25 protein-coding genes are annotated in these 22,604 nt (G+C 70.1%); 10 read left to right on the top strand and 15 right to left on the bottom strand.

Translation table 11 applies throughout. The annotated features are described in order from the left end of the window. Positions 1–240: 240 nt before the first annotated feature. From era to ACFOYY_RS16000, 7 genes are all read right to left on the bottom strand, one after another. On the bottom strand, positions 241–1,161 hold the full coding sequence (gene era, locus ACFOYY_RS16030) for a GTPase Era (protein WP_352008608.1): 921 nt from the start codon (positions 1,159–1,161) through the stop codon (positions 241–243). Between the two features lie 17 nt (positions 1,162–1,178). Beyond that, on the bottom strand, positions 1,179–1,511 hold the full coding sequence (locus tag ACFOYY_RS16025) for a cytidine deaminase (protein ID WP_362774646.1): 333 nt from the start codon (positions 1,509–1,511) through the stop codon (positions 1,179–1,181). 63 nt (positions 1,512–1,574) lie between these two features. Further along, positions 1,575–2,240, bottom strand: a complete 666-nt coding sequence (locus ACFOYY_RS16020; RefSeq protein WP_386190175.1) for a hypothetical protein — start codon at positions 2,238–2,240, stop codon at positions 1,575–1,577. A gap of 321 nt (positions 2,241–2,561) precedes the next feature. After that, positions 2,562–3,866, bottom strand: coding sequence for a hemolysin family protein (locus tag ACFOYY_RS16015; protein ID WP_352008605.1), 1,305 nt, complete (start codon positions 3,864–3,866; stop codon positions 2,562–2,564). Continuing rightward, positions 3,863–4,345: an rRNA maturation RNase YbeY gene (gene ybeY, locus ACFOYY_RS16010; RefSeq protein ID WP_386190174.1), complete on the bottom strand. Its 483-nt coding sequence runs from the start codon at positions 4,343–4,345 to the stop codon at positions 3,863–3,865. Before ybeY ends, ACFOYY_RS16015 begins: the two co-directional genes overlap by 4 nt. Next, complete coding sequence (locus ACFOYY_RS16005; RefSeq protein ID WP_352008603.1) at positions 4,342–5,415, bottom strand: PhoH family protein; 1,074 nt, start codon at positions 5,413–5,415, stop codon at positions 4,342–4,344. Before ACFOYY_RS16005 ends, ybeY begins: the two co-directional genes overlap by 4 nt. A 92-nt stretch (positions 5,416–5,507) precedes the next feature. After that, the gene (locus ACFOYY_RS16000) at positions 5,508–5,858 is read right to left on the bottom strand and encodes a histidine triad nucleotide-binding protein (RefSeq protein WP_352009441.1); all 351 of its coding nucleotides are present in this window, start codon (positions 5,856–5,858) and stop codon (positions 5,508–5,510) included. A gap of 315 nt (positions 5,859–6,173) precedes the next feature. Here ACFOYY_RS16000 and ACFOYY_RS15995 point away from each other — a divergent pair, with 315 nt between their 5' ends. Then, a complete protein-coding gene (locus tag ACFOYY_RS15995; protein ID WP_184719763.1) occupies positions 6,174–6,653 on the top strand; it encodes a SigE family RNA polymerase sigma factor in 480 nt (159 codons plus the stop codon). Next, the gene (locus tag ACFOYY_RS15990) at positions 6,650–7,303 is read left to right on the top strand and encodes a hypothetical protein (RefSeq protein WP_362774638.1); all 654 of its coding nucleotides are present in this window, start codon (positions 6,650–6,652) and stop codon (positions 7,301–7,303) included. Before ACFOYY_RS15995 ends, ACFOYY_RS15990 begins: the two co-directional genes overlap by 4 nt. A 25-nt stretch (positions 7,304–7,328) precedes the next feature. Here the strand turns inward: ACFOYY_RS15990 and ACFOYY_RS15985 are convergent, their stop codons facing one another. From ACFOYY_RS15985 to hrcA, 3 genes are read right to left on the bottom strand one after another with little or no spacing between them, the layout of a single operon-like run. Then, complete coding sequence (locus ACFOYY_RS15985; RefSeq protein ID WP_386190173.1) at positions 7,329–8,075, bottom strand: 16S rRNA (uracil(1498)-N(3))-methyltransferase; 747 nt, start codon at positions 8,073–8,075, stop codon at positions 7,329–7,331. Between the two features lie 33 nt (positions 8,076–8,108). Then, positions 8,109–9,251, bottom strand: coding sequence for a molecular chaperone DnaJ (gene dnaJ, locus ACFOYY_RS15980; protein ID WP_352008600.1), 1,143 nt, complete (start codon positions 9,249–9,251; stop codon positions 8,109–8,111). Positions 9,252–9,263: 12 nt separating this feature from the next. After that, positions 9,264–10,277, bottom strand: coding sequence for a heat-inducible transcriptional repressor HrcA (gene hrcA / locus ACFOYY_RS15975; RefSeq protein WP_352009440.1), 1,014 nt, complete (start codon positions 10,275–10,277; stop codon positions 9,264–9,266). Between the two features lie 195 nt (positions 10,278–10,472). Here hrcA and ACFOYY_RS15970 point away from each other — a divergent pair, with 195 nt between their 5' ends. Genes ACFOYY_RS15970 through ACFOYY_RS15960 form a run of 3 tightly spaced genes read left to right on the top strand, consistent with a single transcriptional unit; the run spans position 10,473 to position 12,658 of the window. Next, positions 10,473–11,201: a hypothetical protein gene (locus ACFOYY_RS15970; protein WP_352008599.1), complete on the top strand. Its 729-nt coding sequence runs from the start codon at positions 10,473–10,475 to the stop codon at positions 11,199–11,201. 59 nt (positions 11,202–11,260) lie between these two features. Then, positions 11,261–12,094 carry a DUF3097 domain-containing protein gene (locus ACFOYY_RS15965; protein ID WP_386190272.1) on the top strand — a complete coding sequence of 278 codons (834 nt, stop codon included), beginning with the start codon at positions 11,261–11,263 and terminating at the stop codon, positions 12,092–12,094. 24 nt (positions 12,095–12,118) lie between these two features. Beyond that, the gene (locus ACFOYY_RS15960) at positions 12,119–12,658 is read left to right on the top strand and encodes a DUF4870 domain-containing protein (RefSeq protein WP_386190172.1); all 540 of its coding nucleotides are present in this window, start codon (positions 12,119–12,121) and stop codon (positions 12,656–12,658) included. Between the two features lie 12 nt (positions 12,659–12,670). On the opposite strand, the gene hemW is transcribed toward ACFOYY_RS15960, so the two are convergent. Continuing rightward, the gene (gene hemW / locus ACFOYY_RS15955; RefSeq protein ID WP_362910791.1) at positions 12,671–13,882 is read right to left on the bottom strand and encodes a radical SAM family heme chaperone HemW; all 1,212 of its coding nucleotides are present in this window, start codon (positions 13,880–13,882) and stop codon (positions 12,671–12,673) included. A gap of 158 nt (positions 13,883–14,040) precedes the next feature. Between hemW and ACFOYY_RS15950 the strand changes: the two genes are divergently transcribed. Then, on the top strand, positions 14,041–15,318 hold the full coding sequence (locus ACFOYY_RS15950; RefSeq protein ID WP_352008596.1) for a glycoside hydrolase family 18 protein: 1,278 nt from the start codon (positions 14,041–14,043) through the stop codon (positions 15,316–15,318). A gap of 107 nt (positions 15,319–15,425) precedes the next feature. Here the strand turns inward: ACFOYY_RS15950 and lepA are convergent, their stop codons facing one another. After that, entirely contained in the window at positions 15,426–17,267 is a 1,842-nt protein-coding gene (gene lepA, locus ACFOYY_RS15945; RefSeq protein ID WP_352008595.1) for a translation elongation factor 4, read from the bottom strand. A gap of 74 nt (positions 17,268–17,341) precedes the next feature. Here lepA and ACFOYY_RS15940 point away from each other — a divergent pair, with 74 nt between their 5' ends. From ACFOYY_RS15940 to ACFOYY_RS15930, 3 genes are all read left to right on the top strand, one after another. Then, a complete protein-coding gene (locus tag ACFOYY_RS15940) occupies positions 17,342–18,343 on the top strand; it encodes a hypothetical protein (protein ID WP_386190171.1) in 1,002 nt (333 codons plus the stop codon). 233 nt (positions 18,344–18,576) lie between these two features. Continuing rightward, positions 18,577–18,849, top strand: coding sequence for a 30S ribosomal protein S20 (rpsT, locus tag ACFOYY_RS15935; RefSeq protein WP_352008593.1), 273 nt, complete (start codon positions 18,577–18,579; stop codon positions 18,847–18,849). Between the two features lie 153 nt (positions 18,850–19,002). After that, the gene (locus ACFOYY_RS15930) at positions 19,003–19,896 is read left to right on the top strand and encodes an EamA family transporter (RefSeq protein ID WP_386190170.1); all 894 of its coding nucleotides are present in this window, start codon (positions 19,003–19,005) and stop codon (positions 19,894–19,896) included. Here ACFOYY_RS15930 and holA read toward each other — a convergent pair. Then, positions 19,893–20,864 carry a DNA polymerase III subunit delta gene (gene holA, locus ACFOYY_RS15925; protein WP_386190169.1) on the bottom strand — a complete coding sequence of 324 codons (972 nt, stop codon included), beginning with the start codon at positions 20,862–20,864 and terminating at the stop codon, positions 19,893–19,895. The genes ACFOYY_RS15930 and holA overlap by 4 nt on opposite strands. Positions 20,865–21,080: 216 nt before the next feature. On the opposite strand from holA, the gene ACFOYY_RS15920 reads away from it, so the two are divergent. After that, the gene (locus tag ACFOYY_RS15920) at positions 21,081–21,239 is read left to right on the top strand and encodes a hypothetical protein (RefSeq protein ID WP_352008590.1); all 159 of its coding nucleotides are present in this window, start codon (positions 21,081–21,083) and stop codon (positions 21,237–21,239) included. Between the two features lie 18 nt (positions 21,240–21,257). On the opposite strand, the gene ACFOYY_RS15915 is transcribed toward ACFOYY_RS15920, so the two are convergent. Both ACFOYY_RS15915 and ACFOYY_RS15910 read right to left on the bottom strand, forming a co-directional pair. Further along, the gene (locus tag ACFOYY_RS15915; RefSeq protein WP_386190168.1) at positions 21,258–22,172 is read right to left on the bottom strand and encodes a phosphotransferase family protein; all 915 of its coding nucleotides are present in this window, start codon (positions 22,170–22,172) and stop codon (positions 21,258–21,260) included. After that, positions 22,169–22,597 (bottom strand): protein-tyrosine phosphatase family protein, encoded by a 429-nt coding sequence (locus tag ACFOYY_RS15910; protein ID WP_386190167.1) that lies wholly within the window; start codon positions 22,595–22,597, stop codon positions 22,169–22,171. Before ACFOYY_RS15910 ends, ACFOYY_RS15915 begins: the two co-directional genes overlap by 4 nt. Between the last annotated feature and the right edge of the window lie 7 nt (positions 22,598–22,604).

Below are 22,604 nucleotides of genomic sequence, written 5' to 3'. Positions count from 1 at the left end.
CACCGGCGAAAACCTCCGGCAATGCCCCCCGGTTTCAGGAAGGCCCGCCGACCGGTCAGGATCGCCGAATCAGTGGTCCCGAAAAAACACCACAAGACCAGGTCATCGGCCGTGGAAAACCCTTTTGGGCTCTCCCGGCCGCCCTTTCGCCCGCAGGCGTTTCCGACGGCGTCCGGCGCACGGCGAAACCCGGGAGAGGGCCGGGAAAACCGGCCGTACTCCGGACCGTGAAGAAGACGCTCAGTCGTAGAAGCCGAGACGGCGCAGCTGTTTGGGGTCGCGCTGCCAGTCCTTGGCGACGCTGATGCGCAGGTCGAGGTAGACCCGGCTGCCGAGCAGCGCCTCGATCTGCTTACGGGCCCGGCTGCCGACCTCCTTCAGGCGCGTCCCCTTGTGACCGATCACGATGGCCTTCTGCGACGGGCGCTCGACGAACATGTGCGCGTAGATGTCGAGCAGGTCGTCACGGCCCTCACGGGGCAGCATCTCGTCGACGACGACCGCGATCGAGTGCGGCAGCTCGTCCCTGACCCCCTCAAGCGCGGCCTCCCGGATCAGCTCGCCCACGAGCACCTGCTCCGGCTCGTCGGTGAGCTGCCCCCCCTCGTACAGCGGCGGGCTCTCGGGAAGCCGGTCGATCAGCACGTCCGCGACCACGTCCAGCTGCTCGCCCGACGCCGCGGAGACCGGGACGATCTCCGCGAACTCGGCGAGCTGGGAGACCGCGAGCAGCTGGGCGGCGATCTGCTCGCGGGTGGCCAGGTCGCACTTGGTCACCACGGCGACGACCGGGGTCTTCCTGACGGCGGCGAGCTTCTCGGCGATGAACCGGTCTCCCTTGCCGACGGGCTCGTTGGCGGGCACGCAGAAGCCGATCACGTCGACCTCAGTGAGGGTGGACAGCACCAGGCTGTCCAGCCGCTCGCCCAGCAGCGTCCTGGGCCGGTGCAGGCCGGGGGTGTCCACGATGACGAGCTGGGCGTCGGGCCGGTGCACGATGCCCCTGATGGCCCTGCGAGTGGTCTGCGGCTTGGAGGAGGTGATCGCCACCTTCGTGCCGACCAACGCGTTCATCAGCGTGGATTTGCCGACATTGGGCCTGCCGACGAAGCAGGCGAAACCGGCACGGAAATCAGCAGCTGAGGAACTCACGCCAACCATTGTCCCCGATGGAACGGTCAGCTCTGACGCAACGTTCCGTCGGGACCGGCGACCAGGAGTCGTTCCCCGCCCAGATCGCGGACCACGAGCACGTCCGCCTCCGCCGGGCCGTCCGCCGCCGTGACCAGAGCCGCCGCCTCCAGGGCCTCGGCCCCGCTGGAGACGGCCATCGCCACGGCCACCTGGAGCGCCGACAACCGCAGTGACGGCAGCGCCACGTTGGTCGCCGAGTAGGTCCGTCCCGTCTCGTCACGTACGGCCGCCCCCTCGGCCGCGCCGTTACGGGCGCGGATGGAGCGGGCCAGCACGATGATCTTGTTGTCCTCTGGGTCGAGGGTCGTGTCACTCACGGCACAAGGGTATTCAGCCCCGGGAGGCGAGGCACGACCGGCCCGCGCGCCCGGCGGGACCGTTCACGAGGCCGCGCCGCCGACGAGCGACCGGGTGAGCCGCCCGGTACGGCCCGCGTCGACGCCCGCGACGCCGGTGTGCACCAGGGAGACCAGGGTGTTTCCCGTGAGGGCGAAGACGGCGTGCATCTCGTAGGGGTAGCCGTTGAGCCTGCCCCGCAGCCGCCTGGCCTGGACCTCGGCCCCGGTGTCGCCCAGCCGCAGCCGGGAGACCCGGAGCACGGTTCCTCTGCCCGCCAGGGAGTTCCTGGCCACCCGGCAGCCGTCCAGTGCCCGGGTCAGCTCCGCGAAGCGCAGTTCGGCGCCCTGCCCGGCGTAGGAGGCCATGCTGACCCCCACCAGCTCGCCCAGCCTGTCGCCCGGGTAGGTCGCGGCCACCCGTGCCCCGCCGGGACCGGCTCCTGCGCCTGCTGCCGTGTCGAGCAGGAGTCTGCAGTCCTGGTTGACCGCCCTGAACGGTGGCACCCACCCGTCGCGTGGCCTGGCGGAGAAGCCGTCGGGAAGGTGCGACGCTCCTTCCCGCAGCAGTCCCCGCAGCCTTGTGAGCTCGGCCCGGGAGTCGCCCCCCGCTGAGGCGTCCCGCGCCGCCCCGCCACCGCACGCGGCCGCCCCCACGGCCAGCGCTCCGCAGATAGTGACCGCAATAACAACCTGAATCCCCCGCGTCATGACTCATCCCCCGATGTCACATGCGAGATGTCTTGTCCCCGCCGATCCGCTTTCTTCCCTGTCACCAAAAGCGGCAATCGCCAAGAAACGCCTAAGGGTGCTCTCAACCACCCCATGCGGTTGAGAACACCCTTCAGCGAGCGACGAGAGACTGTCTGCCGGAGCCTCTCGTGCCTTTCCCCCGTGTTTTTCGTCCCGGCCCCGCGAACCCCTCACGGTGCCGGCCCCCATCGGCTCCGCGTGAGCGGCGCCGTGAGAACACAGTGCCCGGCCCCGGTTGCAGGACGCTTGCGGCCCGCTTGAAAGCCGCTTTCCGCGGGGTCAGTCGTGTCCCGCCGAGGCCTCCACGGAGTCGGGCTCGGCGGGGGCGACCCGCCGGACGAGGACCGTGCCGATCCGGTTGCGACGGCCCGCGAGGCTCTCGGCCGTCAGGCTGAGCCCCTCGACCACGGCCTCCGAGCCCGCGATCGGCACCCGGCCGAGGGCGTGCGCCAGCAGGCCGCCCACGGTCTCGACGTCGTCCACCTCAAGTTCGACGTCGAACAGGTCGGCCAGGTCACCCACGGGCAGCCGGGCGGTCACCCGCACGGAGCCGTCGTCCAGTGACTCGATCCTGGGCGCCTCCTGGTCGTACTCGTCGGTTATCTCGCCGACGATCTCCTCCAGGATGTCCTCGATGGTGACCAGACCGGCCGTCCCGCCGTACTCGTCGATGACGATGGCCTGGTGGATCTGGCGGGCCTGCATCTCGCGCAGGAGCTCGTCGATCGGCTTGCTCTCCGGCACGTAGGAGGCCTGGCGCATGATCGTGTCGATCTGCTCCGAGCGGCTCTGCTCCCCGGTCTCCTGCAGGCGGCGCACGACGTCCTTGAGGTAGGCGATCCCGATGACGTCGTCCTCGTTCTCCCCGACGACGGGGATGCGGGAGAAACCGCTGCGCAGGGCGAGCGAAAGCGCCTGGTTCAGGGTCTTGGCGCGCTCGATGAAGACCATGTCGGTACGGGGCACCATGACCTCGCGCACCAGGGTGTCGCCGAGCTCGAAGACCGAGTGGATCATCTCCCGCTCATCCGGCTCGATGACCCTGCGCTCCTCGGCCAGGTCGACCAGGTCGCGCAGCTCGGCCTCTGAGGTGAACGGCCCCTCCCTGAAGCCCTTGCCGGGCGTCACGGCGTTGCCGATCAGGATGAGCAGCTTGGGCAGGGGACCGAAGATCCTGGTCAGGCCGTACACGAGAGGGGCGCTGGCCAGGGCGATCGGTTCGGCGTGCTGACGGCCGAGGGTGCGCGGGGAGACCCCGACGATCACGTAGCTGATCACGATCATGACGGCCGCCGCGGCGGCGTACGCCCCGCCCTCGTCGCCGAGCAGATCGATGAAGAGCAGCGTGGCGATCACCGTGGCGACCAGTTCGCAGCTCAGGCGCAGCAGGAGCAGCAGGTTGAGGTAGCGCGGCGGGTCGGCGACGATCGCCTGCAGGCGCTTCGCGCCCCGGCGGCCCTCACGCACGAACTCCTCGGCCCGCACCCGTGAGATACGGGTGAGAGCCGTCTCCGCACTGGCGATCAGGCCGCCGACCACGACGAGGACGACGGCCGAGAGCAACCACCCGTTGGCGAAGTTCACCGCTGGGGGCGCACCTTCCGCCACGATTCGAGAAGCTCGCCCTGCAGGCCGAACATCTCCTTGTGCTCCTCGGGCTCGGCGTGGTCGTAGCCGAGCAGGTGGAGGATGCCGTGCGTGCACAGCAGCTCAAGCTCGGCCTCCGTGCTGTGCCCCGCCTCGGCGGCCTGCTTGGCCGCCACCTGCGGGCACAGCACCACATCGCCCAGGAGCGCCGGGTCGGCCGGGGCGTCGCCCTCCTGGCGGGCGCCGCTGCCGGGACCGGGACGCAGCTCGTCCATCGGGAAGGCGAGCACGTCCGTCGGCCCGGGCTCGCCCATCCACTGCTCGTGCAGCACCGCCATGGCCTCCTCGTCCACGACGAGGATGGACAGCTCGGCGAGCGGGTTGATGTCCATCCGCTCCAGCACGTGCCCGGCCAGCGAGACGATGAGCCCCTCGTCGATCTCGACACCGGACTCGTTGTTGACCTCGATGCTCATCGGTCGCTCACCGTTCTTCCCCTGGGACGCTTCACCACGCCCTTGATCGGCTGCGGCTCGTCACGTCGCAGCTCGTCGTAACGCCCGTAGGCGTCGACGATGTCGCTGACCAGCCTGTGCCGTACGACGTCGGAGCTGGTCAGACGGCTGAAGTGGATGTCGGGGATGCCGTCGAGGATCTCCTGGACCACCTTCAGGCCGCTCTGCGTGCCGCCGGGCAGGTCGACCTGGGTGACGTCACCCGTGACGACGATCTTCGAGTTGAACCCCAGACGCGTCAGGAACATCTTCATCTGCTCGGGCGAGGTGTTCTGCGCCTCGTCGAGGATGATGAAGGCGTCGTTGAGCGTACGGCCGCGCATGTAGGCCAGCGGGGCGACCTCGATCGTGCCCGCGGCCATCAGCCGGGGGATCGAGTCGGGGTCGACCATGTCGTGCAGCGCGTCGTAGAGCGGGCGCAGGTAGGGGTCGATCTTCTCGTAGAGCGTGCCGGGCAGGAAGCCGAGCCGTTCGCCCGCCTCGACCGCCGGACGGGTGAGGATGATCCGGTTGACCTTCTTCTCCTGCAGCGCCCTGACCGCCTTGGCCATCGCCAGGTAGGTCTTGCCGGTGCCGGCGGGGCCGATGCCGAAGACGATGGTGTGCCGGTCGATCGCGTCGACGTAGCGCTTCTGGTTCACCGTCTTGGGACGGATCGTCCGGCCCCGCGAGGAGATGATGTCGAGGGAGAGCACCTCCGCCGGGCGGTCCGAGCTCATGCGCAGCATCGCGATGCTGCGCTCGACCGCGTCGGGTGTGAGTTCCGCGCCCCCTCGGACGAGTTCGGCCAGCTCCTCGAACAGGCGCACCACGACGCTGCTCTCCTCGGGGCTGCCGGTGATGGTGATCTCGTTGCCCCGGACGTGGATGTCGGCGCGGAAGGCGCCCTCGACGACCCGCAGCAGCTCGTCACGCGAGCCCAGCAGGCTCACCATCGAATGGTCGTCCGGAATCACCACCTTTGCCTGGGTCCTACTGGGGCCCTTGGCCTTGGGCTGGGACGTTCTGCTGGAATCGTTTGTCTCGGACATAGGCGGGCCTTTCGGCCTGTTCGCCTCCAGATATCGGGTTCAGACTTCCCCGCCATCGTATCCGTGTTCGACCCGATCGCGCTTTCCCGTTTTCACCCGGGCGGCCAGGTCAGGCCGCGTCCGCCGAGCACGTGCCCGTGTACGTGGAAAACGGTCTGTCCCGCCCCGGGACCGGTGTTGAACACGATGCGGTATCCGGGCTCCGCGACCCCCTCCTGCTCGGCCACCGTGTGCGCCGTCCTGAGCACCTCGTCGGCGAGCCCGTGGTCGGCCGCGGCCAGCGCCGCCGCGTCCTGGTAGTGGTCCTTGGGAACCACCAGGACATGGGTCGGCGCCTGGGGGTTGACGTCTCTGAAGGCCAGGGTCCGCTCGGTCTCGTGGACGACGTCCGCGGGAATCTCCCCGGCCACGATCCTGCAGAACAGGCAGTCGGCTTCACTCACCATGCGGGCACCCTATCCCCCTGCCGTCCCGTGAAGCCCCTTCCCCACTCCCCGCGCCGTTGTCAATCGGTGATGGCACATCGTCAGCGAACAAAGATCCGCCCAGCTAAGGTAAGTGTGCAAAACTTCAACAACGACAGCCCATGCGATTAGCACGATGTGGCCGCCTGGCGAGGACACGACTGGGTCATGCCCCCTAATGAACCGGCAGAGCGTAAACCCTCTGGGAAGGCCGAGCGTCCCACTGATGTGACCACCGAGACCCTCGTGGCCGACAGGTCGCTGGGGGCGGTGCCCGTCGGTTGGGACGCCGACATGGCCGTGACCGCGCTCTACAGCGCGCACTATCGGTCTCTTGTGCGTCTCGCAGTTTTGCTCGTCCGCGACATGGCAACCGCGGAGGAAGTCGTGCAGGACGCGTTCGTCGCCATCCACGGCGCCTGGCGCCGCCTGCGTGACACCGACAAGGCACTCGCCTACCTGCGCCAATCGGTCGTCAACAGATCACGCTCCGTGCTGCGGCACCGGGCGGTCGTTGAGAAGTACGCCCCGAAGGGCCTGCCCGACGCGCCGAGCGCCGAGAACGGCGCCATCGGCGAACTGGAGAGGTCCGCCGTCATCGAGGCGCTTCGCGGCCTGCCCGCCCGGCAGCGGGAGGCCCTGGTCCTGCGGTACTACGGTGACCTGTCGGAAGCGCAGATCGCCCACGCGATGGGCATCAGCAAAGGCGCGGTCAAGAGTCACACGGCTCGCGGCATGGCCGCCCTACGAACCTCACTGGAGCAACTGTCATGACCGACTCCCCCGACGACGAGTACGGCGAGCTTCTCCGCCGTGCCCTGAGCGCGGAGGCGAACTCGGTCGTTCCCTCCCCGGACGGTCTGGAGATCATCCGCGCCCGCATAGAGCGACGCGGGCTCCGCGGGCTGATGTGGTGGCGCGCCGGAGCCTCCGTCGCCGGGGCCGTCCTCGTCGCGGCGGCGGTCGTGGTGGTCGTGCCGCAGTTCCGTCACGACACGAAGCAGGTCCACAGCAACGAGGTCAACTTCACCGTGCCGACGAGCCCGGAGATGTCCGCGACGTCGCGGCCTCCGCTGCGGACCGCCGGGCCGTCCCCCGCCCCGGCCAGGCCCGGCGTCACGCCTCCCGCGCCTCCGGTGGCCTCGAAGTCGGGGACGCCGAGCCCGAAGCCGTCGGCGAAGCCGTCCAGGACTCCCAAGCCGTCACCGTCGCCGACCTGCGGGACGACCTCTCCCGGCACCACGGTCGAGCCCGAGGAGACGCAGAAGGGGTGTGGGGAGCCGACCGAGACCCCGGCCCCGCCGGAGCCCTCGGAGACGGGTGGCCCCTCCGAGGCTCCCTGCGCGGCCGGCGAGTGCCCTCAGGACCCCCAGCGGACCCCGGTGCAGACGGACTCCTCTCCCGCCCCCGCGGCCCGTCCCTGAGGCGTTCGCGCCCCGGCGAGCCCCGTCACCAGCGGCCGGTACGGGCCTGTAGCACTGCCGCGGCGGCGACGCCCGCCGTCGAGGTGCGCAGCACCGTGGGCCCGAGCAGCGCGGCCACCGCCCCCGCCTCACGGAAGGCGGCGATCTCCTCCTCGGTGACGCCGCCCTCGGGACCGACGACCACGACGACGTCTCCGATGTCGCCGTCGTCCCCTGCGGGCAGGGGAAGGGTGGACAGCGGCGTGGCGGCCTCCTCGTGCAGCACGACGCCGAGCGCGGCCTCCGCCAGCAGGGCGGCGACCCGGGAGGTCGTCGCGGGTTCGGTCACCTCGGGCAGCAGGAAGCGCCGGGACTGCTTGCCCGCCTCCCGCGCGGTCGAGCGCCAGCGGGCCAGGGACTTGGCCGCGCGCTCGCCCTTCCACTGGGTGACGCACCTGGCGGCGGACCAGGGGACGATCACGTCGACCCCGGCCTCGGTCATCATCTCGACGGCCAGCTCTCCCCTGTCGCCCTTGGGCAGGCCCTGCACGACGACCAGGCGGGGGCGCGGCGGCACGACCTCGTAGCGGCGCAGCACCTCCACCCGGAGCGAGTCCTTGCCCGCGTCGAGCACGACGCACTCGGCGACCGCCCCCGCGCCGTCGGTGAGGTCGAGCCGCTCCCCCGTCCGCAGCCGCCGTACGGCAGCCGCGTGGCGGCCCTCGGGGCCGCCGAAGACGAACTCCCGCCGGGCCAGGTCACCCGGCTCCGCCAGGAAGACCGGAACCGTCATCGGCCCTCACAGGCCCCGCGGGCGCCCGCCGGATCAGCGGCCATTGAAGGCGTCCCGCAGGCGGGAGAAGAAGCCCTGCTGGCCGGGGGCGAACTTGCCGGGCGGGCGTTCCTCGCCGCGGAGCCTGGCCAGCTCGCGCAGGAGCTCCTCCTGAGCCTGGTCGAGACGGGCGGGAGTCTCGACGTTGACGTGGATCAGCAGGTCTCCCCTGCCGGTCTCGTTGAGGCGCTGGATGCCCTTGCCGTACAGCGGGATGGTCTGCCCGGACTGGGTGCCGGGGCGGACGTCCAGCTCCTCGGCGCCGTCGAGTGTCTCCAGCGTCAGGATCGTGCCGAGCGCGGCGGCGGTCATCGGGATCTGCACGGTGCAGTGCAGGTCGTCGCCGCGGCGCTCGAACGTCTCGTGGGGGCGCTCGACGATCTCCAGGAACAGGTCACCGGGCGGGCCGCCGCCGGGACCGATCTCGCCCTCGCCGGCGAGCTGGATGTGGGTGCCGTCCTCGACTCCCGCGGGGATGCGGACCTTGATGGTCCGCCGGGTGCGGACCCGGCCGTCGCCGGAGCACTCCTGGCAGGGGTTGCGGATGATCGAACCGAACCCGCCGCACTGCGGGCAGGGACGGGAGGTCATGACCTGGCCGAGGAAGGACCGGGTGACCTGGGAGACCTCGCCGCGCCCGTGGCAGACGTCACAGGTGTCGGGGTGGGTGCCCGCCGCCGCGCCGGAGCCGGTGCAGACCTCGCACAGGATCGCGGTGTCGACCACCAGCTCGCGGGTCGTGCCGAAGGCCGCCTCCCGCAGGTCGAGTTCGACCCTGATGGTGGCGTTGCGGCCCCTGCGGGCCCGCGAGCGGGGACCGCGCCCCGCGCCGCCGCCCGCCGCGCCGAAGAAGGCGTCCATGATGTCGCTGAAGGGGAAGCCGGCGCCGAAGCCTCCGGCGCCCGCGCCGCCCGAGGAGAACGGGTCGGCGCCCATGTCGTACATCTGACGCTTGTTGGGGTCGGACAGCACCTCGTAAGCCTGGGTGATGTCCTTGAACCGCTCCTGGGTCTCAGGGTCGGGGTTCACATCGGGATGCAGCTCCCTGGCCAGGCGGCGGTAGGCCTTCTTGATCTCCTCCGCGCTGGCGTCGCGCCGCACCCCCAGGGTGCCGTAGTAGTCACTCTTAGTAGCCACTTAGTTGACCTCTTAGGATGCAGCCAGGATCTGGCTGACGTAGCGTGCCACCGCGCGCACCGCGCCCATCGTGACCGGGTAGTCCATACGTGTCGGACCCAGCACACCGAGCCGGGCCAGTTGCTTGCCACCCGAACCGTATCCGGCGGCGACGATGGATGTGCCCTGGAGACCCGTGTAGGGGTTCTCCGAGCCGATGCGCACCGTCAGCGCCGACAGGTCCGAGGTCTCACCGAGCAGGCGCATGAGCACCACCTGCTCCTCCAGGGCCTCCAGCACGTCGCGGAGCCCGACGGTGAAGTCGGCCCCCGCGAGATTGGCGGCCCCGGCGAAAACGATCTTCTCATCATGCCGGTCCACAAGGGACTCAAGCAGGACCGAAAGGATGGTGGCCGCGACGGGCCTGTCCTCGGCTGGCAGCCGTTCTGGCAGGTCGGCGACCATGTCGGGAACACTGGCCAGCCCGCAGCCGTCCAGGCAGGCGTTGAGCACCGCGCGCAGGTGCGCCACGCGGTTGTCGTCGATGACCTCCTGCAGCTCCACCACGCGCTGCTCGACCCGCCCGGTGTTGGTGATGAGCACGAACATCAGGCGGTGCTCGTTCAGCGGGACCAGCTCGACGTGGCGGACCTTGGAGTTGGAGATCGTGGGGTACTGGACCACGGCGACCTGACGGGTCAGCTGGGCCAGCAGCCGTACCGTGCGCATCACGACGTCGTCGAGGTCGACGGCGCCCGCGAGGAAGCTCTCGATGGCCCTCCTCTCCGCGCCGGACAGCGGCTTCACCTGGGAGAGGCGGTCGACGAACAGCCGGTAGCCCTTGTCCGTCGGCACCCGGCCCGCGCTGGTGTGGGGCTGGGCGATGTAGCCCTGCTCCTCCAGCACCGCCATGTCGTTGCGGATGGTCGCGGGGGACACACCCAGGTTGTGACGCTCCGCGAGAGCCTTCGAGCCGACCGGCTCATTGGTGGACACGTAGTCCTCGACGATGGCGCGTAGGACCGCCAGCTTGCGGTCGTCAACCAACGTGCTCACCTCCTACCTGCGCTCGGACGGGAAACGCCAGGTCTGGCACTCGGTGTTCCCGAGTGCCAAGTGTACGGCTCCAGCCCGGGGGGTGCGATAACACGGCACCAGGATGGGCGGGAGCGGGTCCTGGAGCAAGCCATTGTCAAGTCAGCTGCTATCGCTATCCAAGTGGTAAGGGCCACAATTAGGTATATGTCCAATGATTTCGGATCCCCTTCGGGTTACGGCACCCCCCAGCAGCCGTACGGCCAGCCCCACCAGCAGCAACAGCAGTACCAGCAGGGCGGCCCCTCCTTCGGCTACCCGCCCCCGGGATACGGCGCCCCCCAGGGCCCGCCGCCGAAGGTGAAGCCCAGCGTCGGCTGGATCGTCGGCGTGTGGCTGCTCTTCGTGCTGAGCGTGATCATTGGCTTCGTCGGTTTCGCGGGCGGTCTCTTCAACGCGGTCACCGAAGCCGCCCCGACCTCCTCCTTCGGCCCCGACCAGAAGACGACCGTCAGCATCGACCCGGCGAACAAGCCCGCCATCTACGTCGCCGCGGCCAAGGGCACGAACTTCGAGTGCCAGATCGAGGGCGCCCCGGGAACCGTCAAGCTCCAGCGGCCGAGCTTCCAGCAGACCGTCACCGCCGACGGGCAGCTGTGGGAGCTCGCCCTGCGGATCGGGGTGGACAAGGCGGGCGACTACCCGATCACCTGCACCACCTCGGGCGGGGTCGACGCCAAGTTCGGCGTGGGCAAGGAGATCGTGGCCGACTCGGTGATCAGCGGCACGCTGATGCTGTTCGGCGTGCCGGGGATCGGGTTCCTGCTGGCCGTCATCGTGACGATCGTCGTGCTGGTCAAGCGCAGCGGCGCCCGCAAGCGCCAGGCCGCGGCCGCGGCGGCCCAGTGGGGACAGCCCGGAGCCTACGGCAGGTGAGGCCCGCTCTTTGCTACCGTCCCACGTGATCCCCTGCGAGAGGTGGCTGACGGCCGGTGATGTACGAGCGTGACGTGCTGGCGGGAAACTGGCGTCGTCCCCTCAAGGGGAAGATCCCCCAGGTCCCCGCCGAGCCCGACATGGTCGTCGAGGACGCCGAGAGCGGCTTCTGCGGCGCCGTGGTCGCCTGCGACAAGGAGGCCGTCACCCTGGAGGACCGCTTCGGGCGGCGGCGCCTGTTCCCGCTCGACCCGGCCGCGTTCCTCCTCGAAGGCAGGACGGTGACCCTGGTACGGCCCGCCGCCGCGTCTCCGGGCTCCCGGGGACCCCAGGGGCCACGGCGCAGCGCCTCCGGCTCCATCGCGGTCGAGGGCCTGCGGGCCCGGGTCGCCAGGGAGAGCCGGATCTACGTGGAGGGCGTGCACGACGCCGCGCTGGTCGAGAAGGTCTGGGGACACGACCTGCGCGTCGAGGGCGTCGTGGTCGAGTACCTTGAGGGCGTCGACCACCTCCCCAAGATCGTCGCGGAGTTCGGGCCCGGCCCTGAGCGTCGTCTCGGTGTGCTCGTCGACCATCTGGTCGCCGGGTCCAAGGAGAGCCGGATAGCGGCCGAGGTCTCCTCGCCCCACGTGCTGGTCGCCGGGCACCCGTTCGTGGACGTCTGGCAGGCCGTCAAACCGTCGGCGCTGAGGATCGCCGCCTGGCCCCGGGTGCCGCGCGGCCTGCCGTGGAAGGAGGGCGTCATCGCCGCCCTCGGATGGAGCGTCGATCCCGCGGAGGCCTGGCGCCGCATCCTCGGATCGGTCACCACCTACGCCGATCTCGAACCGGAGCTCCTCGGCCCGGTCGAGCGGCTGATCGACTTCGTGACCGACCCCGCCCAGGATGACTGACCCACCCCATCGAGGAGACGGCCCATGAGCGACAATCCCGAGCGGTTCCCGCACGAGGAGCACCCCCGGCCTGGGTACGGAGCGTGGCCCGGCCCTCAGCCCGGCCCCCCTCCAGGCCCTCCCCCCGGGCCCTACCCCGGGCCTCCTCCCGGGCAGGGATACCAGGGGTACCCGCCCCAGGGCGGCTGGCCGTACGGTCACCAGGGGTACGGTATGCCCGGTTACGGCGGGCAGGGCCCGCGTCCGGGCACCGACGACATGACCATGGCGATGCTCGCCCACCTGCTGGGCCTGCTGACCTCGTTCGTCGGTCCGCTGGTGCTCTACCTCGCCAAGCGGGACGAGGCCCCCTACGTGCGGGCCCAGGCGGCCGAGGCGCTGAACTTCCAGCTCACCCTGATGATCGCCTATCTGGTCTCCTGGGTGCTGGCCTTCGTGCTGATCGGCTTCCTGCTGATGCCGCTGGTCTGGATCGGCTCACTCATCCTGATGATCATCGCCGCCGTCGCGGCCAACCGCGGAGAGAGCTACCGTTACCCGCTGAACATCCGGTTCGTGAGCTGAGTCCCGTACCGGTCAGGTCAGGTCGCGCACCAGGGCGTCGGCCAGCAGGCGGCCCCGCAGCGTGAGCACCGCCCGCCCGGTCTTGAACGGCTCCACTTCGAGCAGGCCGTCCGCCAGGGCTCTGGCGACGACCCTCGGCCTGTCCAGCTCGCGAAGCGGGAAGCCCGCGGAGAGTCTCAGCTCCAGCATCAGGCGCTCGACCGCCCTGTCCTGCGAGGTGAGCACCTCGCGGGCGTGCGCGGGCGAGGCACCGGAGGTCAGGCGCTGGGCGTAGGCCGCCGGATGCTTGACGTTCCACCACCGGGTGCCCCCGACGTGGCTGTGCGCTCCGGGACCGACCCCCCACCAGTCGCCGCCGGTCCAGTACAGCAGGTTGTGCCTGCAGCGCGCCGCCTCCGAGGTGGCCCAGTTGGACACCTCGTACCACTCGAACCCGGCCTCGGCGAGCATGCCGTCGGCGATGAGATAGCGGTCGGCGGCCACGTCGTCGTCCGGCATCGGCAGCTCGCCTCGCCGGATCCTGGCCGCCAGCCTGGTGCCGTCCTCCACGATCAGCGAGTAGGCCGACACATGATCGGGCCCCGCCTCGATCGCGGCGGCCAGGGAGGCCCGCCAGTCGTCGTCGCTCTCCCCCGGCGTGCTGTAGATCAGATCCAGGTTGACGTGCTCGAACCCCGCCGCACGGGCCTCCGCGACGGCCTGGGCCGGGCGGCCGGGGGTGTGCGCCCGTTCGAGGACCCGCAGCACGTGCTCGCGGGCGCTCTGCATGCCGAAGCTCATCCGGGTGAACCCGCCGTCGCGCAGTTCCTCAAGGTAGGCCGGGCCGACCGACTCGGGATTGGCCTCGGTGGTCACCTCGGCGCCCGGCGCGAGGCCGAACTCCTCCCCGATCACCTTCAGGATCGCGACCAGGTCGGCCGCGGGCAGCAGGGTGGGGGTGCCCCCGCCGAAGAAGACGGTCCGGACCGGCAGGTCGGCCTCGCCGAGGTTGGCGCGTGCTCGCCGTACCTCCCTGATCGCGGTGCGCGCGTAGTCCTCGCGGGAGGCGCCGGGGCCCAGCTCCGAGGCGGTGTAGGTGTTGAAGTCGCAGTAGCCGCACCGGGTCACGCAGAAGGGGACGTGGACGTAGAAGCCGAAGGGCCGCTCCCCCAGGCCGTGGAGCGCGCTCTCCGGCAGGTCACCCGAGGGGGGTACCGGATCGCCGTCGGGAAGTGTGGATGGCACGTGACCAAGTCTGCCGCCCCGGACGCGGTGCCCGGTACGCCGGATCCGGCCAGACCGTTGACGGGTAGATCGCCCAGGTCTACGATCCGGGAAAACTTAAAGGAAAGTTTCCTATAAGTTCCACCCCCCAAGGCCCCCCAGGCAACGTGGAGAAGCCCGTGCAGAGACTCCTCCGGAACACGCTCGCCGCGGCCCTGGCCGCCGGTCTCGCGGCCACCGCCGCCCCGGCGCCCGCCCAGGCCCAGACCAACACCGGCCACGGTGACCGCTTCAAGCGGGTCGCCTACTTCATCCAGTGGGGCGTCTACGGACGCAACTACCACGTCAAGGACATGGAGACCAGCGGCGCGGCGGCGAAACTGACCCACATCAACTACGCCTTCGGGTCCGTCAGCGCCGAGGGTACGTGCGTCTCCTCGGACGCCTGGGCCGACTGGCAGCGACCGGTACCCGCCGAGCAGAGCGTGGACGGCGTCGCCGACGCCCCAGGCCAGGCCCTGAACGGCAACCTGAACCAGCTCAAGAAGCTCAAGGCCAAGCACCCCGGCCTCAAGGCGCTGATCTCCCTCGGCGGCTGGAGCGGCTCGAAGTACTTCTCCGACGCCGTCCTCACCGAGGAGAGCCGCGCCAAGCTGGCCGCCTCCTGCATCGACCTGTGGCTTCGCGGCAACCTGCCCGACACCGCGGCCGGCACCGGGGCGGGCGTGTTCGACGGCATCGACCTCGACTGGGAGTGGCCCGGCAGCGAGGGCAACGAGGGCAACGTCGTCAGGCCCGAGGACAAGCACAACTTCACGTTGTTCACCACCGAGCTGCGCCGCCAGCTCAACCAGTACGACCGGCGCAGTGAGCTGACGGCCTTCCTGCCCGCGGGCGGACCGAAGATCGACGCGGGCTTCGAGGTCCGCGACGTCTTCAAGAACCTCACCTTCGCCACCATCCAGGGCTACGACCTGCGCGGCTCGTGGGATCCGATCACCGGTCACAACGGCAACCTGTTCACCGACCGGCGCGACCCCAACACGGTGAAGTACAGCGTCGAGCAGACCGTGCGCGACTACCTGAACCGCGGCGCCTCGGCGAAGAAGATCGTGGTCGGCATCCCGGCGTACGGCCAGGGCTGGACCGGTGTGACCGCGGGCGGCAACGGCCTGTTCAAGCCCGCGACCGGCCCCGCGCAGGGCACCTGGGCGGCGGGCACCGACGACTACAAGAACCTGGTCAAGAAGCCAGGAAAGCGCTACCGCGACGTGCTGACCGGCGCCAACTGGCTCTACGACGGCAACGAGTTCTGGTCCTACGACGACCCGGCCACGGTGCTCCAGAAGGCGGCCTACATCCGCCTGCGGGGCCTGGGCGGCTCGATGATGTGGTCCATCGACCAGGACGACGACAAGGCGTCCCTCACCTCGGCGCTCTACAAGGTCCTGCGCTGAGTCTCCCCTGAGACCGGGCGGGGCCGGCGATCCTGGGTCATCGGCCGCCCCGCCCGCACCACCCCGACGCCCCCGTCCGCGCTCCTCGCGGGCGGGGGCGTCGCATCTCACTTCTTCGGCTTGTCCGCCGAGGAGGACTCGGTGGACAGCGCGGCGACGAAGGCCTCCTGGGGGACCTCGACACGGCCGACCATCTTCATCCGCTTCTTGCCCTCCTTCTGCTTCTCCAGCAGCTTGCGCTTACGGGAGATGTCGCCGCCGTAGCACTTGGCGAGCACGTCCTTGCGGATGGCGCGGATGTTCTCCCTGGCGATGACCCGGGCGCCGATGGCGGCCTGGATCGGCACCTCGAACTGCTGCCTCGGGATGAGCTCGCGAAGCTTCTTGGCCATCTCGACGCCGTAGGAGTAGGCCTTGTCCTTGTGGACGATGGCGCTGAAGGCGTCGACCGCCTCGCCCTGGAGCAGGATGTCGACCTTGACCAGCTCGGACTCCTGCTCGCCGGAGGGCTCGTAGTCGAGCGAGGCGTAGCCGCGCGTGCGGGACTTGAGCTGGTCGAAGAAGTCGAAGATGATCTCGCCGAGCGGCATGGTGTAACGGATCTCGACTCGGTCCTCGGACAGGTAGTCCATGCCCTGCAGATTGCCTCTGCGGTTCTGGCACAGCTCCATGATGGCGCCGATGAACTCGGAGGGGACCAGCACGGTCGCCTTGACCATCGGCTCGAAGACCTTGTCCACCTTGCCCGTGGGGAACTCCGAGGGGTTGGTGACCGTGAACTCCTTGGCGTCCTCCATGATCACCCGGTAGATCACGTTGGGCGCGGTGGAGATGAGGGAGAGGTTGAACTCCCGCTCAAGGCGCTCCCTGACGATCTCCATGTGGAGCAGGCCGAGGAAGCCGCAGCGGAAGCCGAAGCCGAGCGCCGCCGAGGTCTCCGGCTCGTAGACCAGGGCCGCGTCGTTGAGCTGCAGCTTGTCCAGCGCCTCGCGGAGCTCGGGGTAGTCGTCGCCGTCGATCGGGTAGAGGCCGGAGAACACCATCGGCTTGGGGTGCTCGTAACCGCTGAGCGGCTTCGCGGCGGGCTGCGCGCCCGAGGTGACGGTGTCACCCACCCGCGACTGGCGCACGTCCTTCACGCCGGTGATCAGGTAGCCCACCTCACCGACGCCGAGGCCCTTGTCCGCGATCTTGGGCTCGGGGGAGATGACGCCGATCTCCAGGGTCTCGTGGGTGGCGCCGCTGGACATCATCAGGATGCGCTCACGCTTGCCCAGGTGGCCGTCCATGACCCGGACGTAGGTGACCACGCCGCGGTAGGTGTCGTAGACGGAGTCGAAGATCAGCGCGCGGGCGGGGGCGGCGGCCTCGCCGACCGGGGCGGGGACCCGCTCGACGACGTGGTCGAGCAGCTCCCTGACGCCGACGCCGGTCTTGCCGGACACCTTCAGGACGTCCTCGGGCTCGCAGCCGATGAGGTGGGCGATCTCCGCGGCGTACTTCTCCGGCTGGGCGGCCGGGAGGTCGATCTTGTTGAGCACCGGGATGATCGTCATGTCGTTGTTCATGGCCAGGTAGAGGTTGGCCAGCGTCTGCGCCTCGATGCCCTGCGCGGCGTCGACCAGCAGGATCGCGCCCTCGCACGCCTGCAGGGAGCGGGAGACCTCGTAGGTGAAGTCGACGTGCCCGGGGGTGTCGATCATGTTGAGGACGTAGTCGGCGCCGTCGACCTGCCACGGCAGCCTGACCGCCTGTGACTTGATCGTGATGCCGCGCTCGCGCTCGATGTCCATCCGGTCGAGATACTGGGCGCGCATGGAGCGGTCGTCGACCACGCCGGTGATCTGCAACATGCGGTCGGCAAGCGTTGACTTGCCATGGTCGATGTGCGCGATGATGCAGAAGTTGCGGATCACCGCGGGATCGGTCTGGCCAGGCTGAATGCGCACCGGTGTCCGTTTCGACGGGATTGACGACGATCTACGGCTGGCATACCAGCCGTTCTCCATGGTGACATGTCCGGGTGATTACCCGGACCAGAGCACGACGCGGCCTGCGCCTTCTCGTGGCGGTCGCGGCCGTGCTCCTTGTGCTGCCCGGGGTGGCAGCGGCCACCCTCACGATCCAGTTTACCGGGACGCCCGCCCCGTGGGCGAAGAGCACGGGCCATGACGCCCTGTGGCTCGGTCACATGTGGGTGGACGGCCGCAAGGACGCCGCCGACGTCAAGGCCCTGGCCGTACGGCTGCGCGGCACCGGGATCAAGGACCTGTACGTCCATTCGGGCCCGTTCGGCCTCGACGGCGCGCTTTCCCCCGAGAAGTACTCCGGGGCCGCCGCCTTCCTCAAGGAGATCCACGCGCGGCTTCCCGGCGTCCGGGTCTCGGCGTGGCTGGGGCAGAAGGTGAACGGCCGCCTCAGCCTCGGCGACGCGGCCGCGCGCCAGCAGGTGCTCGACGGCGCCCGCGCGGTCATGGCCGTGGGCTACGACGGCGTGCACTACGACTTCGAACCGGTCGGGGACGGCGACGCCGGCTTCCTCGACCTGCTCGACCGGACCCGCCAGATCGTCGGCAAGGACCTGCTCTCCGTCTCGACGCCCCAGATCGAGCCGTTCCCGCTCACCCGGCCCCTCGCGCGTCTGGCCATCGGCCACGACAAGTACTGGTCCCCGGACTATTTCAGGGATGTGGCCTCCCGTACCGACCAGGTGGCCATCATGACCTACGACTCCTACTACCCCTCCACGATCCTCTACGGCGGCCACGTCGTACGGCAGGGCACCCTGGCGCTCGGCCTCGTGCCGGACGACAAGACGGTGCTGATCGGCGCACCCGCCTACCACGACCACGGCGTGGTCTGGGGGGACGCGGCGGAGAGCGTCGCGACGGCGGCCGAGGGCGCCAGACTGGCGCTGACCTCGCACGGGACCCGCCGGGAGCTGTTCGGGCTGGCGCTCTATGTGGACTTCGCCGCCACGCCCGAGGACTGGAAGGAGTATGAGGACTCCTGGTTCAACCCCTGACGCCACCGAAGCCCTCCTTCCAGACCGGCGGCCCCCTGACGGCTCTCCGACGACTCTCCGACGGCGATGCGCGCACGCGGCCGGAGGCGGACACGGTAAGCTGGGTGAACACTCCTACGCCCAGGTTGTCGATTTGAGCGACCACCCGGGTGATTGGTAGCCTATTCAACTGCGTGTGGCGCGCCCTCTCTGCCCGCGCGCCCCACTCCGACGACATTCACCGAGGCTTCTTCGTGGCGAACATCAAGTCCCAGATCAAGCGCAACCGGCAGAACGAGAAGGCCCGGCTGCGTAACAAGGCTGTCAAGTCTTCCCTGAAGACGGCCGTCCGCAAGTTCCGCGAGGCCGCCGACCAGGGCAACGTCGACGAGGCCGTCGTGCTCATGCGCGCCGCTTCCCGCCAGCTGGACAAGGCCGCCAGCAAGGGCGTCATCCACAAGAACCAGGCTGCCAACCGCAAGTCGGCGATCGCCCAGCGCGCCGCCGCCCTCGCGGCCGCCAAGTAGTCCAGGGTTCTTCGGAACGCCGCGCCCTACGGGGCGCGGCGTTCTTGTTTTGTTCCCTTTGGGCGGCTCGGAGGGGTTCGCGCGATCACATAGCTTGATGTCGATTAACTCAATGCCAAGTTAATCGACGTCGAGGCTTCTGAAGGAGATCCCGTGCCCTCCCCCCGTGCCGCCCTGGTGGCCGTCACCGCACTCGCCCCGGCGGTCTGGGGCACGACCTACGTCGTGACCACCGTGCTGCTCCCTCCGGAGCGCCCGCTGTTCACCGCCCTGATGCGCGCGCTCCCCGCCGGGCTGCTCCTGGTGGCCGTGACACGCACGCTGCCCCGCGGCGACTGGTGGTGGCGGGCGGCGGTGCTCGGCGGGCTCAACATCGGCCTGTTCTTCCCGCTGCTGTTCCTGTCCGCCTACCGGCTGCCCGGCGGGGTCGCGGCCGTCCTCGGCTCCATCCAGCCGCTCATCGTCGCCGGGCTCACCCGCGCCGTGCTCCGCGAGACCGTCTCGCTCCACCGTGTCGCCGCCGCGATCGCGGCCACCGTGGGCGTCTCCCTCGTGGTGCTGAGGGCCAACGCCGCCCTCGACGTCACGGGAGTCGCCGCGGGTCTGCTCGGCGCGACCGGCATGGCCGCCGGGGTCGTCCTCACCCGTGCGTGGGGCAAACCACCCGGCGTCGGCGACCTGACCCTCACCGGCTGGCAGCTCACCGCGGGCGGCCTCATGATCGCCCCGGTCGCCTTCGCCGTCGAGGGGCCGCCTCCCACGCTGGACGGCGCCGCCGTCGCCGGCTACGCCTGGCTGGGCCTCGTCGGTACGGCCGCCGCCTACAGTCTGTGGTTTCGCGGGGTCGGCCGTCTGGCGCCCCCGCAGGTCTCCCTGCTGGGCACCCTCAGCCCGCTCACCGCCGCCCTGGCCGGTTGGATCGTCTTGAACCAGTCGCTGAGCCCGCTCCAGCTGACCGGTTTCTTCCTGGCGCTGGCCGCGACGGTCGCGGGCCAGCTCCCGGCGTTCCGCCGCGCCCGCCTCTCCTCGACCCCCGACGCGGGCTAACGGCCGGTACGGCTGGCGACGACGATCTGCACCATGTGCTCAAGCGCGTAGGCGGGATCGGCGCCGCCACCCTTGACCTGTTCGTCGGCCGTCGCGGTCGCCTGAAGGGCGCGGGCGATCCCCTCAGGACCCCAGCCGTTCAGCTGCCGCTGTACCCGGTCGACCTTCCAGGGAGGCATGCCGAGGTGACTGGCGAGCTGCCCGCCACGCATGTTGCGCGGCGCCCCGCCGACCTTCGCCAGCGAACGCAGGCCTCCGGCGAGCGCGCTCACCAGCAGAACGGGCGCCGTGCCGGTGGCCAGCGCCCAGCGCAACTGCTCAAGGGCGTCACCCAGGCGCCCCTCGACGGCGGAGTCCGCGACGGTGAATCCGCTGACCTCGGCCCGCCCCCGGTGATAGCGGGCGACGGCCGCCTCGTCGATGGTCTTGCCCGGCGTGTCGAAGGCGAGCTGGTTGCAGGCTGCGGCGAGTTCCCGCAGATCGTTCCCCACCGCGTCGAGCAGCGCGGCCGCCGCGTCGCCGCCGATGGTGCGCCCCGCCCGCCTCAGCTCCGCCTTGACGAAGGCGAGCCGTTCCGCCGGCTTGGTGACCTTGGCCACGGTGACCACGTGGGCACTGGCCTTCTTGACTCCGTCGACCAGTGCCTTGCCCTTGACCCCGCCGGGGTGGACCAGGACCAGCACGGTGTCCTCAGACGGGTTCGCGGTGTAGGAGACGATCTCCGCGATCACCTCCTTGACGAGGTCCTGCGCGGAGCGGATCACCACCACCGACCTGTCGCCGAACAGTGACGGCGAGGTCAGCTGGGTCAGCTCCCCCGGCTGTACCTTCCCGCCGACCAGGTCGTGCACCTCGGCCCCCGCGTCGGACGCCCGCGCCGCGGCGACCACCTCGCCGACCGCGCGGTCCGCGAGGAGTTCCTCGTCTCCGACTACCAGGGTCACCGGTGCTGGGTTGGTCGCCGCCATGTCCAGCAGCATGCCACGTGCGGCCAGTCGATTGACGCGCTCCCCGGCATGAGTGCCGGAGATTCGGCCTGTGCCACGTGTGCGGCGCCTCGGCCCCCTCTCCGGCGACCCGCGCCGCCCGAGGCGAACAAACCCGAGTATCGATCGACAAGCGATTCGCAACCGATCCGCAGGCGACGTACGGCACACTCCAGGTGAACAGAGGAGAGATTCCCAATGAATTCCACCGTCAGCCGTCACACCTGTCCGCACTGCGGCACGGCCCTCGACGAGGGGCCGATCATGTATCGCTGCTCCCCCTGCGGCCGTTCCCTCTACGCCGCCGACATCGACACCGAGTTCCACCGTCCCCTTGAGACCGCGGTCCCGGTCTGACCCGGAGACCCGGCGGGCTCAACGGTAGGCGGACAGGCCGTCCGCCAGTTCTTCCTCGTCCTCGTCCCGGAAGGCGGACAGGGCCTGCTGCAGGGCGAAGGTCCGGCCGATCACGGTGACACGGGCCGCCGTGTCACCGGACCAGCCGCCGAGGGCGAACACCCGTCTCAGGAAGGCCCCGCCGTGACCGGCGCCGATCGCCGCCAGGTCCTCGGCCTGGTCTCCGATCGTGACCTCGTCCCAGTCGACCACCCCGCCGAGCCGGGGCCGTCCATCGACGATCTCCCACAGGACGTTCTCCACACCGAGGTCGCCGTGCACCAGCGCGTCGGTGAGATGCGGAAGGTCGTCGAGGGCCACGAGTTCCCGGTCTGCCCGCCGCCTCCCGTCCTGCGACATGAGCCCGAACAGCTCACTCCTGACATCCTGCGCGAAACACCGCCAGCGGTCCCGGGGCGCCGTCAGGGCGGCCCGCGCCCTCTCGTCCGAACCCGCCCCGGCCAGTGAGGCCAGCAGCGTGACGTACCGTGCCGCCACGGCCTCGGCCACGGCGGGGTCCTTGAGCGTGTCCACCTCGAGCGGAGCCCCGGGAACACGGCTGAGGACGAGAAAGGGCCATCCGTCCACGTCTCCGGTGCCGTGTCCGAGAAGCGCGTCCCCGGCGTCACCCCCGGGGGCCGATCGCCCGTCCGTGTACCGGGTGCCGTGTTCGAACAGGGGCGAGGGCGTGGCGAACCCGAGGTCGAGTTCCGCGAGCAGCCGCAGCACCTCCACGCGCCGGGGCAGCCGGGAGGCCGCCGCCCTGGTGCGCGGCAGGCACACGACCCGGTCCGCGCCGACGATCACCCGGTGGAACTGCCCTTCGTGAACGACAAGGTCCTCAGGCGCGTCCGGTAGCGGCCAGGCCGGAAGACCGTCGTTTCCCGTCGTCATGGGAATCGGGCCACGTAGCGGCGCTGCCAGGGCGTCTCGACGGCCCCTGCGGCGTAGTGCTCACGAACGTAGGCGACCGCCTCCGGGGCCGGAACCCCGTCCAGCACCGCGACACAGGCCAGAGCCGTGCCCGTACGGCCACGCCCACCGCCGCAGGCGACCTCGACCCGCTCACTTCCGGCACGTTCCCAGACCTCGCGCAGCGCCTTGACGGCCTCCGTCCGGTCGGACGGAAGCCAGAAGTCGGGCCAGCGGAGCCAGCGGTGCTCCCAGCTGACGGCGGGAGGCCGTCGTCCCAGAAGGTAGAGCGCGAAGACGGGTCTTTCCCCCTCGGGAAGCGGGTACCGAAGGCCCCGGCCCCGGACGAGCCGCCCCGACGGCAGTCTCATCACCCCCGGTGCCGTGGCGTCCCATGTTTTGATCATGAAGCAA

Origin of the sequence: Streptosporangium jomthongense (assembly GCF_042650425.1) — a bacterium.
Taxonomy (GTDB): domain Bacteria; phylum Actinomycetota; class Actinomycetes; order Streptosporangiales; family Streptosporangiaceae; genus Streptosporangium.
This window is presented reverse-complemented; position numbering and strand designations above follow the sequence as displayed.

Bases quoted from the DNA above. Each gene is read 5' to 3' on its own strand.
- era (WP_352008608.1), bottom strand. From the start codon at position 1,161: ATGGTTGGCGTGAGTTCCTCAGCTGCTGATTTCCGTGCCGGTTTCGCC.
- ACFOYY_RS16020 (WP_386190175.1), bottom strand. From the start codon at position 2,240: ATGACGCGGGGGATTCAGGTTGTTATTGCGGTCACTATCTGCGGAGCG.
- ybeY (WP_386190174.1), bottom strand. From the start codon at position 4,345: ATGAGCATCGAGGTCAACAACGAGTCCGGTGTCGAGATCGACGAGGGG.
- ACFOYY_RS16005 (WP_352008603.1), bottom strand. From the start codon at position 5,415: ATGTCCGAGACAAACGATTCCAGCAGAACGTCCCAGCCCAAGGCCAAG.
- ACFOYY_RS15995 (WP_184719763.1), top strand. From the start codon at position 6,174: ATGGCCGTGACCGCGCTCTACAGCGCGCACTATCGGTCTCTTGTGCGT.
- ACFOYY_RS15990 (WP_362774638.1), top strand. From the start codon at position 6,650: ATGACCGACTCCCCCGACGACGAGTACGGCGAGCTTCTCCGCCGTGCC.
- ACFOYY_RS15985 (WP_386190173.1), bottom strand. From the start codon at position 8,075: ATGACGGTTCCGGTCTTCCTGGCGGAGCCGGGTGACCTGGCCCGGCGG.
- ACFOYY_RS15970 (WP_352008599.1), top strand. From the start codon at position 10,473: ATGTCCAATGATTTCGGATCCCCTTCGGGTTACGGCACCCCCCAGCAG.
- ACFOYY_RS15965 (WP_386190272.1), top strand. From the start codon at position 11,261: ATGTACGAGCGTGACGTGCTGGCGGGAAACTGGCGTCGTCCCCTCAAG.
- ACFOYY_RS15960 (WP_386190172.1), top strand. From the start codon at position 12,119: ATGAGCGACAATCCCGAGCGGTTCCCGCACGAGGAGCACCCCCGGCCT.
- holA (WP_386190169.1), bottom strand. From the start codon at position 20,864: ATGGCGGCGACCAACCCAGCACCGGTGACCCTGGTAGTCGGAGACGAG.
- ACFOYY_RS15920 (WP_352008590.1), top strand. From the start codon at position 21,081: ATGAATTCCACCGTCAGCCGTCACACCTGTCCGCACTGCGGCACGGCC.
- ACFOYY_RS15915 (WP_386190168.1), bottom strand. From the start codon at position 22,172: ATGACGACGGGAAACGACGGTCTTCCGGCCTGGCCGCTACCGGACGCG.
- ACFOYY_RS15910 (WP_386190167.1), bottom strand. From the start codon at position 22,597: ATGATCAAAACATGGGACGCCACGGCACCGGGGGTGATGAGACTGCCG.